Annotated in this window: 13 protein-coding genes and 1 pseudogene; 13 read left to right on the top strand and 1 reads right to left on the bottom strand. The window is 71.1% G+C overall.

The window, feature by feature from the left end:
• Positions 1–11: 11 nt before the first annotated feature.
• From AXW62_RS04895 to bla, 13 genes are all read left to right on the top strand, one after another.
• Positions 12–608 carry a hypothetical protein gene (locus AXW62_RS04895; protein WP_060943396.1) on the top strand — a complete coding sequence of 199 codons (597 nt, stop codon included), beginning with the start codon at positions 12–14 and terminating at the stop codon, positions 606–608.
• A complete protein-coding gene (locus AXW62_RS04890) occupies positions 605–811 on the top strand; it encodes a hypothetical protein (RefSeq protein WP_060943395.1) in 207 nt (68 codons plus the stop codon). The genes AXW62_RS04895 and AXW62_RS04890 overlap by 4 nt, the downstream gene beginning before the upstream one ends.
• A gap of 586 nt (positions 812–1,397) precedes the next feature.
• Positions 1,398–2,984: a methyltransferase domain-containing protein gene (locus AXW62_RS04885; RefSeq protein ID WP_252368502.1), complete on the top strand. Its 1,587-nt coding sequence runs from the start codon at positions 1,398–1,400 to the stop codon at positions 2,982–2,984.
• Between the two features lie 119 nt (positions 2,985–3,103).
• The gene (locus tag AXW62_RS04880) at positions 3,104–4,138 is read left to right on the top strand and encodes a BMP family lipoprotein (RefSeq protein ID WP_060943394.1); all 1,035 of its coding nucleotides are present in this window, start codon (positions 3,104–3,106) and stop codon (positions 4,136–4,138) included.
• 112 nt (positions 4,139–4,250) lie between these two features.
• Positions 4,251–5,885: an ABC transporter ATP-binding protein gene (locus AXW62_RS04875; RefSeq protein ID WP_079115479.1), complete on the top strand. Its 1,635-nt coding sequence runs from the start codon at positions 4,251–4,253 to the stop codon at positions 5,883–5,885.
• Positions 5,882–7,009 carry an ABC transporter permease gene (locus AXW62_RS04870; protein ID WP_030840650.1) on the top strand — a complete coding sequence of 376 codons (1,128 nt, stop codon included), beginning with the start codon at positions 5,882–5,884 and terminating at the stop codon, positions 7,007–7,009. Before AXW62_RS04875 ends, AXW62_RS04870 begins: the two co-directional genes overlap by 4 nt.
• Complete coding sequence (locus AXW62_RS04865) at positions 7,006–8,301, top strand: ABC transporter permease (protein ID WP_060943393.1); 1,296 nt, start codon at positions 7,006–7,008, stop codon at positions 8,299–8,301. Before AXW62_RS04870 ends, AXW62_RS04865 begins: the two co-directional genes overlap by 4 nt.
• Entirely contained in the window at positions 8,298–8,720 is a 423-nt protein-coding gene (locus tag AXW62_RS04860; protein ID WP_030840644.1) for a cytidine deaminase, read from the top strand. The genes AXW62_RS04865 and AXW62_RS04860 overlap by 4 nt, the downstream gene beginning before the upstream one ends.
• A gap of 243 nt (positions 8,721–8,963) precedes the next feature.
• On the top strand, positions 8,964–10,247 hold the full coding sequence (locus AXW62_RS04855; RefSeq protein ID WP_060943392.1) for a thymidine phosphorylase: 1,284 nt from the start codon (positions 8,964–8,966) through the stop codon (positions 10,245–10,247).
• A 43-nt stretch (positions 10,248–10,290) separates the two neighbouring features.
• Positions 10,291–10,611 carry a hypothetical protein gene (locus AXW62_RS04850; RefSeq protein ID WP_159060811.1) on the top strand — a complete coding sequence of 107 codons (321 nt, stop codon included), beginning with the start codon at positions 10,291–10,293 and terminating at the stop codon, positions 10,609–10,611.
• Positions 10,612–10,639: 28 nt separating this feature from the next.
• Positions 10,640–12,283 carry an alpha/beta hydrolase gene (locus tag AXW62_RS04845; protein WP_060943390.1) on the top strand — a complete coding sequence of 548 codons (1,644 nt, stop codon included), beginning with the start codon at positions 10,640–10,642 and terminating at the stop codon, positions 12,281–12,283.
• Positions 12,284–12,384: 101 nt separating this feature from the next.
• Positions 12,385–12,801, top strand: a complete 417-nt coding sequence (locus AXW62_RS04840) for a hypothetical protein (protein ID WP_244502872.1) — start codon at positions 12,385–12,387, stop codon at positions 12,799–12,801.
• 90 nt (positions 12,802–12,891) lie between these two features.
• On the top strand, positions 12,892–13,785 hold the full coding sequence (gene bla, locus AXW62_RS04835) for a class A beta-lactamase (protein ID WP_060943388.1): 894 nt from the start codon (positions 12,892–12,894) through the stop codon (positions 13,783–13,785).
• 251 nt (positions 13,786–14,036) lie between these two features.
• On the opposite strand, the pseudogene AXW62_RS45475 reads toward bla, so the two are convergent.
• Positions 14,037–14,198: pseudogene (locus AXW62_RS45475) on the bottom strand (LysR family transcriptional regulator); the annotation flags it as partial.

Genomic DNA, 14,198 nt, shown 5'->3' with positions numbered 1-14,198 from the left:
GAAGGGGATGTATGAGTTCCGAAGCCCCGCTGTGGACACCGCCGAACACCGAGGACATCGAGGCGTTACCGGTGGGCGAATGGTGGGACGCCGTGTCCGCGCCCGTCCCCGTCGCGGACCGCGCCCTGGAACTGCTCGGCGACCGGTCCGGCGCTGTCATCCAGGACGACACATACGGCAAGTGCTACTGGCTGATCGGCATCGACACCGCCCGCAGCTGGTGCCTGCGCCAGGTCCGCGTCCTCACCGCGCTCACCGACGAAGGCACCCTCCTCGGCGTACCGCCCGCCTCCTGGGGAGCTGAGCACCGGACGCGCTGGCGGATTCCCCTGGGACGGGGCCGGTATCTGACCGATACCCATCACCTGGCTCGCGCCTTGCGTCAGGCTGTCGCCGAGGTCCTCGGGCCGCCGCCGGACGGCCGTCAGCTCTGCTATCGCTGCCAACTGCCCACCGACGAACCGGTCGTCGTCGCCATCGAACACAGCGGCAGCGTCGCCGGCGCGACCATCTACGCCTGCCCCTCGCATGCCCGGACCTACCCGCGCGACGCCGTCGCCGAGGCCGGCGCCATGCGCCGCGCGCTCGGCCGGGGCAGGATCCGATGACGGCCCCCGAGCAGATCGCTGAGCAGACTGCCGAGCAGGCCGTGGACCCGTTCGCCGACGAGGCGTGGCGTGCGGCCATCGAGCATGCCGCAGGCTGCCTGGGCTGCCGGACGCCCGGCGCCGGGTGCGAGACGGGGGAGCGGCTGCTCCGCGCCTATGAGGAGGCCACGCGCCAGGCCAGGCCGGGGGATGACACGGAATGAGGCACCCTCGGCAGTCGCCCGCCGCCCGCCGCCCGCGTCGGGCCGCTCCCTGCCCGGCCGCCCGCACGGGCCTGCCGCTCACCGCGGTCCTCGCGGTCCCGGTCCCCGGGCTCCCGGTCCTCGTGGACCGCCTCCGCGTCGCAGGCAACCCCGGACCCATGGGCCGGGGTGGGTCGTCGGAGTCCCGGGCCCCGTACCGGACGACGGCCCCAGCGGCACAACTCCCTGCACCCTGGCCCGCCGCGCCTTGACCCTCCCCGCACCCTGACCCTCCCCGCACCCTCTCCTGCGGTCGGCGGCCAGGCACGGCCGCCGACCGCAGGACAGGGGATCCGGCCCCGGTACGGGGCTCGCGGGCCGGAGTCCCGCGACGAGAAGCCCCCGCCCCGGCCGCCGCCCGTTGTCGGTGAGGACGGACCGGCCGGGGCGGGCCTGTACACCGGCGCTCCGGCGCCCGTACCCAAGAGGTGGAACGATGACTGTCGAGAGCAAGCACAAGGGCGATCCCGCCCCGATCAAGCCGTGGACGCCCCCGCCGCCGCCCCCGCCGGACGGCACACCGCCCCCGAGGCAGAAGTGAGGCCCCATGACCGAGGACTGGCGGCCACGTTACGCCGCGCTGCTGGATGCCCTCGCCGCGTCCGGCGAACTCCCCGACGCATGGCGCCCGGCCTTCGACGCCGTCCCACGCCACCACTTCATCCCCGGCGACATCTGGGAGCAGCGGGCCACCTGCGTTCCCGTCACGACGGACGCGGCCTGGTGGGACCTTGTCCACCGGGACGTGCCGATCGTGACGCAGGTGGACGACGGGCGGAGCGACGGCCCGGGAATCGCGACCTCGTCCAACTCCATGCCCACGATGGTGGCGCGCATGCTCACCGCGCTCGACGTCGCCGACGGGCAGCGCGTGCTGGAGATCGGCACCGGCAGCGGCTGGAACGCGGCGCTGCTCGCCGCGCGCCTGGGGAGCGGCAACGTCACCACCGTTGAGATCGATCCGGTCCTGGCGGAAAGGGCCGCGAAGGTCATCAAGGAGGCCGGATACAGCCCCGACGTCGTATGGGGCGACGGCGCTCGGGGATGGGCGTCCGGGGCGCCGTACGACCGGGTCATCGCGACCTGTTCGGTGCGCCGCATCCCCTACGCATGGGTACGGCAGACCAGGCCGGGCGGGCGCATTGTCGCCCCGCTGGCGGGGGACTTCTGGTCCGGGGCGCTGGTACGGCTCGACGTGGGCGGCGACGGGGTGGCCTCCGGCCGGTTCGTCGGCGGTGCCCGGTTCATGCCGATGCGCTCGGAGCGCCCTGGTCCGGACGCCCCGGTGGACAGCGGGACCGGGCGGCGCGGCAGCCCCGGCGCGCTTGCCGTCGGCACCATGGCCGGGCTCGGCTTCGCCCTCTACGCGGGCGCGAAACTGCCGGGCGTGGTCATGGCCGACGGAACGCCGGACGGCGGGTACCGGCTCTGGCTTCACGACCGAAAGGGGTCGGCGGCCACGGTCACCCAGGACGAGGTGTGGAGTTACGGCCCACGCCAGTTGTGGGAGGAGGTCACTGCCGTGCACGGCGCGTATGTGCAGGACGGCAGTCCGGACCCCGGCGATTTCGGGTTGACCGTGTTCCCCGGCGGACAGCGGCTCTGGCTCCGCTCGCCTGACACCCCCCTCGGCTGGCGGACGAAGCCCCCGGTCCGGTGTCGTCCCGGCCCCGCCTGCGCGCCACCGCCATGGCGCACGGGCGGGGCCGTACGTCCGGTGGCAGGGGAGGAGTGCCGGGCCGCCCGGCACTCCTCCCCGCCACCGGAACCCGCCACCGGAACCCGCCACCGGAACCCGCCACCGGAACCCGCCACCGGAACCCGTCACCGGAACCCGTCACCGGAACCCGTCACCGGAACCCGTCACCGGAACCCGTCACCGGAACCCGTCACCGGAACCCGTCACCGGAACCCGTCACCGGAACCCGTCACCGGAACCCGTCACCGGAACCCGTCACCGGAACCCGTCACCGGAACCCGTCACCGGAACCCGTCACCGGAACCCGTCACCGGAACCCGTCACCGGAACCCGCCACCGGAACCTGACCCCACGGGGCCCATACAGGGACGTACCGGACGCAATCGCGGCCGTTTCGCCTACCCGAAACATTGTGGAGACCTGGCGGACACGTGAGGTTCGCGACGATCCGATAACGGCTTCCGAGGGGCCCTTTATCTGACATCTACGCGCGTTACGATGCGGCGGAGCCAGCGCCGCAAAGGGCGCTCCGAGAACATTCAGAGGGGACCCTCGTGCGCCGGGTATCCACGATAGCTGTCGCGGGCATTGCCACCGCGGCTCTCGCATTCTCCGTCACCGCGTGTGGCAGCAGTTCCGAAGAGGGAAGCAAGGACGCCGGCGTCGGTCTGGCCTATGACGTCGGCGGCCGTGGCGACCACTCCTTCAACGACTCCGCCGCCAAGGGCTACGACAAGGCCCTGAAGGACTTCGACGTCAAGGGCAAGGAGCTGACGGCGAAGGACGGCGACACCGACGCCGACCGCTACGACAAGCTGGCCAGCCTGGCCGAGGCGGGCTACAACCCCGTCATCGGCGTCGGCTACGCGTGGACCCCCTCGCTCACCAAGGCCGCCAAGAAGTACAAGGACACCGACTTCGCCATCATCGACTCGGTCGTCGACGCCAAGAACGTGGCCAGCCTGGTCTCCGCCGAGCACGAGGGCTCCTACCTCGCCGGGGTGGCCGCGGGGCTGAAGACCAAGTCGGACAAGGTCGGCTTCATCGGCGGCACCGACAGCGCGCTGATCAAGAAGTTCGCGGGCGGCTTCCAGCAGGGTCTGAAGGACACCAATCCCAAGGCGTCCCTCGACGTCCAGTGGGTGCAGGTCGGTTCGGCCAAGGGCTTCGGCATGCCCGACCGCGGCAAGGACATCGCCGAGGGCATGCTGTCCAACAAGGTCGATGTGATCTTCTCCGCGGCCGGCGGCTCCGGCGCGGGCGCCATCGAGGCGACCGCCGGGAAGAAGGGCACCTGGTCGATCGGCGTGGACGGCGACCAGTACTACGACAAGGGCCTGTCCCAGTACAAGAACTCGATCCTGACCTCCATGGTCAAGAACGTGGACGGCTCGGTCTACGACTTCATCAAGAGCGTCGTCAAGGACAAGAAGGCCGAGAGCGGCGTCCAGTCCTACGACCTCAAGCGCGGCGGTGTCTCCCTCTCGTACTCCGGCGGGTTCATCGACGACATCAAGCCGAAGATCGAGGCGGCCAAGAAGAAGATCATCGACGGCCAGATCAAGGTCAACGACACCTACAAGGACTGACCCGCGCGCCACGGACCCGCACGGCGCCCCGGGCGTCCCCCGGGTCCGTGGCCGCACCCCGGCCGGTCCGGCCCCGGCCCGCCCCACCCCCGTCGCCCCTCAGGAGTGCGCCATCAAAGCCGCCAGCCCCCCCAAGGGCGCTCCCGCCGGTGCCGTCACCGACGTCGCCGTAGAACTCCGCGGAATCACCAAGCGGTTCCCCGGAGTCGTCGCCAACCACGACATCGACATCACCGTGCGCCGCGGCACCGTGCACGCCCTCGTGGGCGAGAACGGCGCGGGCAAGTCGACCCTGATGAAGATCCTCTACGGGATGCAGCGCCCGGACGAGGGCACCATCGCGCTCGACGGCGAGTCGGTGGAACTGCACTCCCCGGCGGACGCCATATCCCGTGGCGTGGGCATGGTGCACCAGCACTTCATGCTCGCCGACAACTTCACCGTGCTGGAGAACGTGGTTCTCGGCGCGGAGAAGCTGCACGGCATCAGCGGCCGGGCACGCGCCCGGATCAAGGAGATCTCCGACGCCTACGGGCTGGGCGTCCGCCCCGACGTCCTCGTCGAGGACCTGGGCGTGGCCGACCGCCAGCGCGTGGAGATCCTCAAGGTGCTCTACCGCGGCGCCCGTACGCTCATCCTCGACGAGCCGACCGCCGTCCTCGTCCCGCAGGAGGTCGACGCGCTCTTCGACAACCTCCGCGAGCTCAAGGCCGAGGGCCTGACGGTGCTGTTCATCTCGCACAAGCTGGGCGAGGTGCTGTCGGTGGCCGATGACATCACCGTCATCCGCCGCGGCACCACGGTCGCCTCCGTCGTGCCGTCCGAGACCAGCCCCCGGCAGCTGGCCGAGCTGATGGTCGGCAGCGAGCTGCCCTCGCCGGAGACCCGCGAATCCACCGTCACCGACACCGAGATGCTCGTCGTCGACGCGCTGCGGCTGACCGCCACGGATGTGGACGGGGTGGAGCGGGCCGTGCTCGACGACATCGGCCTCACCATCCGCAAGGGCGAAGTTCTCGGCATCGCCGGGGTGGAGGGCAACGGCCAGGCCGAACTGGTCGAGGCCATCATGGGCATGCGCGACCCGGACGCCGGCACCATCACCCTCGACGGCGCCGACATCTCCCACGCGCCCACCCGCACGCGGCGCGAGGACGGCATCGGCTACATCCCCGAGGACCGCCACCGGCACGGACTGCTGCTGGAGGCGCCGCTGTGGGAGAACCGCATCCTCGGCCACGTCACCGAGGAGCCCAACAGCAGGAGCGGACTGCTCAACCCGGCCGCCGCCCGGCGGGACACCGAGCGGATCGTCACCGAGTACGACGTCCGCACCCCCGGGATCGAGGTCACCGCGGCCTCGCTGTCCGGCGGCAACCAGCAGAAGCTGATCGTCGGCCGGGAGATGAGCCACCACCCCAAGCTGCTGATCGCCGCACACCCCACCCGCGGTGTGGACGTGGGCGCACAGGCGCAGATCTGGGACCAGATCCGCGCCGCGCGCCGGGAGGGCCTGGCCGTGCTGCTGATCTCGGCCGACCTGGACGAGCTGATCGGCCTGTCCGACACCCTGCGGGTGATGTACCGCGGCCGGCTGGTCGCCGACGCCGACCCCGCCACCATCACCCCGGAGGAGCTGGGCTCGGCGATGACCGGCGCGGCCTCCGGCCATCTGGAGCACCCGGCGGAGGCCGGGAGCGAGGCCGCGACCGGGGCAGGGGCCGCGACCGGGGGAGAGGACCGATGAAGAAGCTGGACAAGGAGCGGGTGCTGCTCGCGGTCGCGGCCCCGGTGCTGGCGCTCGCCGCCGCGTTCGTGGTGACCGCGCTGGTGCTGCTGGCGACCGGCAAGGAGCCGTTCAACGCCTTCGGCATCATGTTCGACTACGGCATGAAGTCCGACAGCCAGGTCTACATCCTCAACAAGGCGACGACGTACTACCTGGCGGGGCTCGCGGTGGCCGTCGGCTTCCGGATGAACCTCTTCAACATCGGCGTCGACGGCCAGTACCGGCTCGCCGCCTTCTTCGCCGCCGTCGTCGGCGGGGCGCTGAAGCTGCCGGGCCTGGTGCAGATCCCGCTGATCATCCTGGTCGGCATGCTCGTCGGCGCGATGTGGGCGTCCATCGCCGGTCTGCTGAAGGTCTACCGGGGCGTCAGCGAGGTGATCAGCACCATCATGCTGAACTCCCTCGCGGGCATCCTCATCAGCTATCTGCTGGTGGACGGCCGGCTGGCCGACCTCGACAAGCAGACCAACATCGTGGCCACCGACCCGCTGCCGTCCTCCAGCCACTTCTTCACCATCCCGGCGGGCGCGGGCCTCGACCCCATCTGGGGCTTCATCGTCGTCGCGGCGCTCGCGGGCGCGGGCTTCTGGTTCCTGCTCGGGCGCACCCGGTTCGGCTTCGACCTGCGCGCGGTGGGCCGCTCCGAATCCGCCGCCCAGGCCAGCGGCGTCAACGTCCGGCGCATGGTGCTCACCAGCATGGTGCTCTCGGGCGCGATGGCCGGTCTGGTCGGCATGCCGACCCTGCTCAACGACACCCACCAGTTCACCTCCGACTTCCCCACCGGCATCGGCTTCACCGGTATCGCCATCGCGCTGCTGGGCCGCAACAACCCGGTCGGCATCGCGCTGGCCGCCGTGCTGTGGGGCTTCCTGGAGCGCGGCGCCAACCGCCTGGAGTTCGAGGGCTACGACAAGGAGATCGTCGGCGTGATGCAGGGCGTGATCGTCCTGTGCGTCGTCATCGCGTACGAACTGGTGCGCCGCTACGGGCTCAAGCGCCAGCAGCAGAGGGTCGGCGCGGAGCTCGCCGCCCAGGCCAGCGCCAGTAAGGGCACGGACAAGACGGAGGTGCCGGCATGAGTGCCACGGTGACCACCACCACGAGCACGAGCACGCCGGGCAAGGGGAACGGGCCCGCCTCCCGGATGTCCCTGGGCAAGGTGCTGCTGATCGTCGCCGGGGCGCTGATCGCGCTGTCGGTGCTGCGCGCCCTCGTCGACGCCGCCCAGCAGGCGGACTTCGACCGGGTCACCTCCTCCGGGCAGATCGGCGCCGCGCTCTCCATGGCCGTGCCGATCGGGCTCGCGGGCCTCGGCGGGCTGTGGGCCGAACGGGCCGGTGTGGTCAACATCGGCCTCGAGGGCATGATGATCCTCGGCACCTTCTTCGGCGCCTGGGCGGGCTACCAGACCAACCCCTGGGTGGGGGTGCTCGCGGGCGTCCTCGGCGGCGCGGCCGGCGGTCTGGTGCACGCGGTCGCCACCGTCACCTTCGGCGTGGACCACATCATCTCCGGTGTGGCGATCAACATCCTCGCCCTCGGCGCCACCACCTACCTGGCCAAGCGGTGGTTCGAACCGCTGGGCGACATCGGCGGCTCCCCGAAGAACTCCCCGCAGGTCGACCCCATCCAGACGTTCACCGTCCCCGGGCTCTCCGACTGGCTCGCGGACCTGGAGAACCACCACTGGTTCCTGGTCTCGGACATCGCGGGCGTCATCGGCGGTCTGGTCACCGACATCTCGGCGCTGACCATCGTCTCCGTCCTCCTCGTCGTGGGCAGCTTCTTCGCCCTGTGGCGGACCTCGTTCGGACTGCGGCTGCGGTCCTGCGGCGAGAACCCGACGGCGGCCGAGTCCCTCGGCGTCAACGTCTACCTCTACAAGTACGCGGCCGTGGTGATCTCCGGCGCGCTGGCCGGGCTCGGCGGGGTCTTCCTGGCCCTGGTCCGCTCGCACATCTACAACGAGGGCCAGACCGGCGGCCGCGGCTACATCGGCCTGGCCGCCATGCTCTTCGGCAACTGGCGGCCGGGCGGGCTCGCGATGGGCGCCGGGCTGTTCGGCTACTCCGACGCCCTCCAGCTGCGCAACGGCGGCGCGACCGTCCACGCCCTGCTGCTCCTGGTCGCCCTCGGCCTCGCCGTGCTGGCGGGCTGGCGGATTGTCCGCAAGAGTTATCTCGCGGGCGCGGTCTCCGGCGCCGCGGCCGTCGCGCTGCTGCTGTGGTACGCCCTGACCGACACCGTGCCGAACGACCTGGTCAGCGCCACGCCGTACATCGTGACCCTGCTGGTCATGGGGCTCGCCTCACAGCGGCTGCGGATGCCCAAGGCGAACAACAAGCCCTACCGGAAGGGACAGGGCACATGAGCACTTCCGTCGCGGCGGCCCCCGACTGGGGGGCCTTGCGCGCACAGGCCAGGGACGCCATGTCCCGGGCCTACGCCCCCTACTCCGGCTTCCCGGTGGGCGCCGCCGCGCTCGTCGACGACGGCCGCACGGTCAGCGGCTGCAACGTGGAGAACGCCGCGTACGGTGTCGCGCTGTGCGCCGAATGCGGTCTGGTCTCCTCCCTCATCGCCTCCGGTGGCGGCCGCCTCACCGCCTTCACCTGCTGCGACCGCGAGGGCGCCGTGCTGATGCCCTGCGGCCGCTGCCGTCAGCTGCTGTGGGAGCACGGCGGCCCGGAGCTCCAGATGGACACCACCACGGGCATCCGCCCGCTGGCCGAACTCCTCCCGGACGCCTTCGGCCCCGCCGATCTGCGCCGCGCCGCCCGCCACGGCTGACCGGTGCGCCCGCCCGGCCGGTCCGGGCGGGCGCACCGCTCCCGGCCCGGCCCCGGTGGGTCCGCCCGGACCGGTCCCGGTGGGTCCGGGCCGCTCCGGGAGCACCGGGCCCCACCGCCCCGCCCCCGGCCCGGCCGGCGCCAGGCCGTGCCGGACCGGCCCCCGCCCCACTCCGGGCAGGATCGACACCGGGCCCCCTCCGGGGCCCCTGCCCCACCACACGAAAGGCCCCGTACAGCCGCCATGGACGCCATCTCCGTCATCCGCGCCAAGCGCGACGGCAGCCGCCTGACCGACGCCCAGATCGACTGGATCATCGACGCCTACACGCGTGGCGAGGTGGCGGACGAGCAGATGTCCGCGCTCGCGATGGCGATCTTCCTCAACGGCATGGACCGGGCCGAGATCGCCCGCTGGACCGCCGCGATGATCGCGTCCGGTGAGCGGATGGACTTCTCCTCCCTGCCGCGTCCGACCGCCGACAAGCACTCCACCGGCGGCGTCGGCGACAAGATCACCCTGCCGCTCGCCCCCCTCGTGGCCGCCTGCGGCGCCGCCGTACCGCAGCTCTCCGGCCGGGGCCTCGGCCACACCGGCGGCACCCTCGACAAGCTGGAGGCCATCCCCGGCTGGCGTGCCCGGCTGTCCAACGAGGACATGCTGGCCGTCCTCGGCGACGTGGGCTCGGTCATCTGCGCGGCGGGCGAGGGGCTGGCCCCGGCCGACAAGAAGCTGTACGCGCTGCGGGATGTCACCGGGACGGTCGAGTCGATCCCGCTCATCGCCTCCTCGATCATGTCCAAGAAGATCGCCGAGGGCACCGGCTCCCTGGTCCTGGACGTCAAGGTGGGCTCCGGCGCCTTCATGAAGGACCTCGACTCCGCCCGCGAGCTGGCCGCCACGATGGTCGGCCTCGGCACCGACCACGGCGTCCGTACGACCGCCTTGCTCACCGACATGTCCACCCCGCTCGGTCTGACCGCGGGCAACGCCCTCGAGGTCCGCGAGTCCGTGGAGGTCCTGGCGGGCGGCGGCCCGGCCGATGTCGTCGAGCTCACCCTCGCCCTGGCCCGCGAGATGCTCGACGCCGCCGGGCTGCCGGACGCCGACCCCGCCAAGGCCCTGGCCGACGGCACGGCGATGGACCACTGGCGCCGCATGATCGCCGCCCAGGGCGGCGACCCGGACGCCCCGCTCCCCACCGCCCGCGAACACCACGTCGTCACGGCCACCGCCGACGGCGTCCTCACCCGCCTCGACGCCTATGCGGTCGGCCTCGCCGCCTGGCGCCTGGGCGCGGGCCGCGCCCGCAAGGAGGACCCGGTGCAGGCGGGCGCGGGCGTGGAGCTCCACGCCAAACCCGGCGACCACGTCACGGCGGGCCAGCCCCTCCTCACCCTCCACACCGACACCCCGTCGGCCTTCGCCTACGCCCTGGAGGCCCTGGACGACGCGGTCGCCTACGCCCCCCGGACCACCGAGTTCACCCCGGCTCCGATCGTCCTGGACCGCATCGCCCGGGCGTAAACTGCTCAGCTGTACTGGGCCGCGTCGTTCAACGGGGGAACGTGTGTCAGACCTCAATGTGGACGGGCATGAGCTCCGGGCGTCCGGGCACATGGCCGATCGCGTCAATTCCGACGACCTGCACGAGAAGATGACCGCCGCCGTCTCCAAGACCTCGGACGCGGCGGACGAGCTGACGGGCTGGTCGGTGTCCCAGGAGCTGGCGAACGTGGCCGACACCTGGGAAAAGGCACTCAACGGCCTGCGCAAGCGCCTTGACGCGGAGGCTGCCGCACTGCGCGGCTGTGCGACGAACCACGAGTGGAACGATGTCCTGACCGGCCGGGACTTCGAGGGCATCACCGGGTTCAACGACTTCGTCTGACAGGGATCGACGAGCCAGGGGAGGGACGATGCCCGCGGGGTTCAGGAGACTGTACAAGCAGAGCTTCACCGATATCGAAAAGGCCGCCAAGGCGTGGCAGCGGCTGTCGGAGAAGGCCAGGGACGGGCTCAGCCAGCACCGTAAGCAGGTCACGGGGCCGCTGCACAAGCAGGGCTGGAAGGGCGAAGCCGCGGACAGCGGGTTCTACTTCATGGAGAACATCGAACTGAGGCTCTCCATCGTCCAGATAGAGGCGCAGGCGATCGCCAGGGTGCTCGACACCACCAAGTTCCGCATGGAACAGGCCCAGACGAAGCTGCGCAACGCGGTGAAGACCGCCGAGGACAACCACTACCGCGTTGACGACGACGGCTGGGTGAGCGCTCCGGCGAGCACGGACTCGATCCCGACGAACGATCCGGACGGGCAGGCCACGCTGAACGTGGAATCCAGCATGCTCGGCGAATACCGGCAATGGATACAGCAGGCCCTGGACGACGCCCGGACGGCCAGTGACGAGGGGAAACGAGCCCTTTCCAGACTGCTCGGCGACATCCTGCGGGACACCAATCCGGCGGCCATGGCCGAGACCGTCAGGGACATCAGGGCATCGATGGGCGACCTCGGGATTCAGGATCCGCAGGTGCCGGACGACCCCAAGGAGGCCAAGGAGTGGTGGGACGCGCTGTCGCGTGAGGAACGCGAGGAAATGATCGCGCTGTACCCCGACATCATCGGCCGCACCGACGGACTGCCCGCCTCCGTCCGCAACGAGGCCAACCACCTCTCCCTCGACCAGCAGCTCGATATCGCGCAGAACGACAACACAGTCGACAAAAGCCATTCCACGGACGACTACAACCAGGCCCTGAACAACTTGCAGAAGCTCAAGGACCGCCTGGACCAGAGCGACGGCGCGCCCAGCGGCAAGGAGCTGTACCTCCTCAAGTTCGACGGGTTCGGCGACGGCAAGGCCGTCATCGCGATGGGGAACCCCGACACCGCCTCCCATACGGCGGTCCTGGTACCGGGCACGGACACCACCATGGACAGCGTGCCGGGGCAGGTCGAGCGCATCTCCCGGCTGCAGAACGAAGCGTTGAAGAGGTCGAACGGAGAGTCCGTGTCGACCATCTTCTGGCTGGACTACGACGCACCGGAGAAGAATCTGAGCGTCGCCTCCGACGACCGGGCCCAGGATGCCGCCGACGACCTTCGTCAGTTCACCGGAGGAGTCCGGGCCGCCCAGGGGGACAACCGCAGCCACCTGACCGTCATCGGCCACAGTTACGGATCGACGACGGTGGGAGCCGCGGCGGCCGGTGGGAAGGGCATCGGAGCCGATGACGTCATCTTCGTCGGAAGCCCCGGCACCACCGTCGCCAACGCCGGTGACCTGAACATGGACCGCTCGCACGTATGGGCGGGCGCCTCACACAACGACCCCATCGTCAACTGGGCGTCCGGACTGACGCTCGGAACCAATCCCGCAGAGCATGTGTACGGGGCCAATGTCATCGAGGTGGGTGACGGCGGTCACAGCAGTTACTTCCACGACAAAACTCCGGGGCTGTACAACCAGGCGCGCATCATCGTCGGGCAGCAGCCCACATCCGCGGAGCCCTGGGGACCGGAGTACGACCCCATCATGGAAGTGGTGCCCGGCCTGTGAAACGAATTCTGACCCGGATGACGGCGGTCGCGACGGCCGCGCTGTTCCTCGGAGGCTGCATGTCCGACAAAGGCGATGACCCCAACGCTCCGCTACCCCGTATGAGCAGGGAGGATGCCCAAAAATGGGCCCGGCACTTCACCGGTTCGATGGCCCGGACGGCACGGGCGCCGATCAGTGAGAAATCCGTGCGGCCGGACTTCACCAATTGTGTGGGGAAACATGACGAGGTGGTGGACGACGGACGGTTCATCCTCGACTATTCGGCTCGTTCGCCGCTTCCCGAAGCGGAACACGCAGGGGCGGTCAAGCGCATCCGTGAGGAGTTGGAGAAGCGGGGCTATGCCATCGACACCTACCAGGAGATGAAGGACGCCGCCCAGGTCGTTCTCAGAGCTAGCAGCCCGAAGGATGACTTCTCCATCTCCGTGGAGGCGTACGGAGAGCAGAACAGCATCCTGTACGAGGTCAGCACCCCGTGCCTGCTGCCCCCGGGCGTCAAGCAGAAGGAGATCTAGGGAACGCGGCGCCTGACTCGGTCGTCCTGAGGCGGTGTGGCGCCCCTTCGCGCCGCGCCCCCTACGAACAGGACAACCTCTGTGAAAACCATGGGCACCCGCACATCCCGCCGCGCCCTGCTCTCCTTCGGCGCCGGTGCGGCGCTCACCGCCGTACTGCCGACCGTGGCGTACGCCTCGGCGCGGGGCGTACCGGCCCGGATGCGCGAACTCGAGCGGGAGTACGACGCCCGGCTCGGGGTCTTCGCTCTCGACACCGGCACCGGGAGGACCGTGGCCCACCGCGCCGATGAGCTGTTCCCGGTCTGCTCGGTCTCCAAGACCCTCGCGGTCGGGGCCGTCCTCCGGGACCTGGACCGGGACGGGGAGTACCTCGCCCGGCGCGTCCGCTACACCGAGGACGACGTCAAGACGGCCGGTCACATCCCGGTCACGGGTGCGCCCGAGAACATCGCGAACGGGCTGACCGTCGAGGAGCTGTGCGCCGCGGCCGTCTCGTGCAGCGACAACGGCGCGATGAACCTCCTGATGCGCGGGCTCGGCGGCCCCGCCGCGGTCACCCGCTTCTGCCGTTCCCTCGGGGACCCCACGACCCGGCTCGACCGCTGGGAGCCCGACCTGAACTCGGCCGAGCCCGGACGGGTGACCGACACCACCAGCCCGCGGGCCATCGGGCAGACCTACGCCCGGCTGGCCGTGGGCCGTGCCCTCGACGCCGGGGACCGCAAGCGGCTGGCGGGCTGGCTGGTGGCCAACACCACCGGCGACGCCCGCATCCGGGCCGGTGTCCCGGCCGGCTGGACCGTGGGCGACAAGACCGGGACCGGCCGCTACGGCACCACCAACGACGTGGGCATCGCCTGGCCCCAGGACCGGGCACCGATCGCGCTGGCCTTCCTCTCCACGAGGCAGGAGCAGGACGCGAAGGCCGTCGACGGCCTGATCGCCGAAGCCACGGCCCTGGCGGTCACGGCCCTCGGCTGACCCGGGACCGGCCCCACCGGCGCGAGCCGCCGAGGAGACGGGCGAGGGCGGGGCGGAGGGGCGGGGTCCTGGACGGTTACGCATCGGCGTGGCACCGGTGCCCGTCCCCGCGGCCCCGCCCCCGGTCAACCGGCGCCGTGCGCCCGGCCCCGGGCGACGCCCCGGAGGCCCCGCCCCCGGGCGACGCGCCGGAGGCCCCGCCCCCGGCTCCCACCACGGACAGCAGGCGCGCCCGGGAGCGCCCCCGCACCCTAGGCCAGCAACTGCCCCCGCCGGCTGAGCAGGAACTTCTTGAAGGCCGCCACCGGAGGTGTGTCGGGGGGACCGTCCAGCCAGGCGACGCCGATCTCACGGACGGCGCGCGGGGCGGTGACGGTCAGCTCAGCCACCCCAGGGCGGGGGAACGGCGGGGG

Source organism: Streptomyces hygroscopicus subsp. hygroscopicus (genome assembly GCF_001553455.1).
GTDB lineage: Bacteria > Actinomycetota > Actinomycetes > Streptomycetales > Streptomycetaceae > Streptomyces > Streptomyces hygroscopicus.
This window is presented reverse-complemented; position numbering and strand designations above follow the sequence as displayed.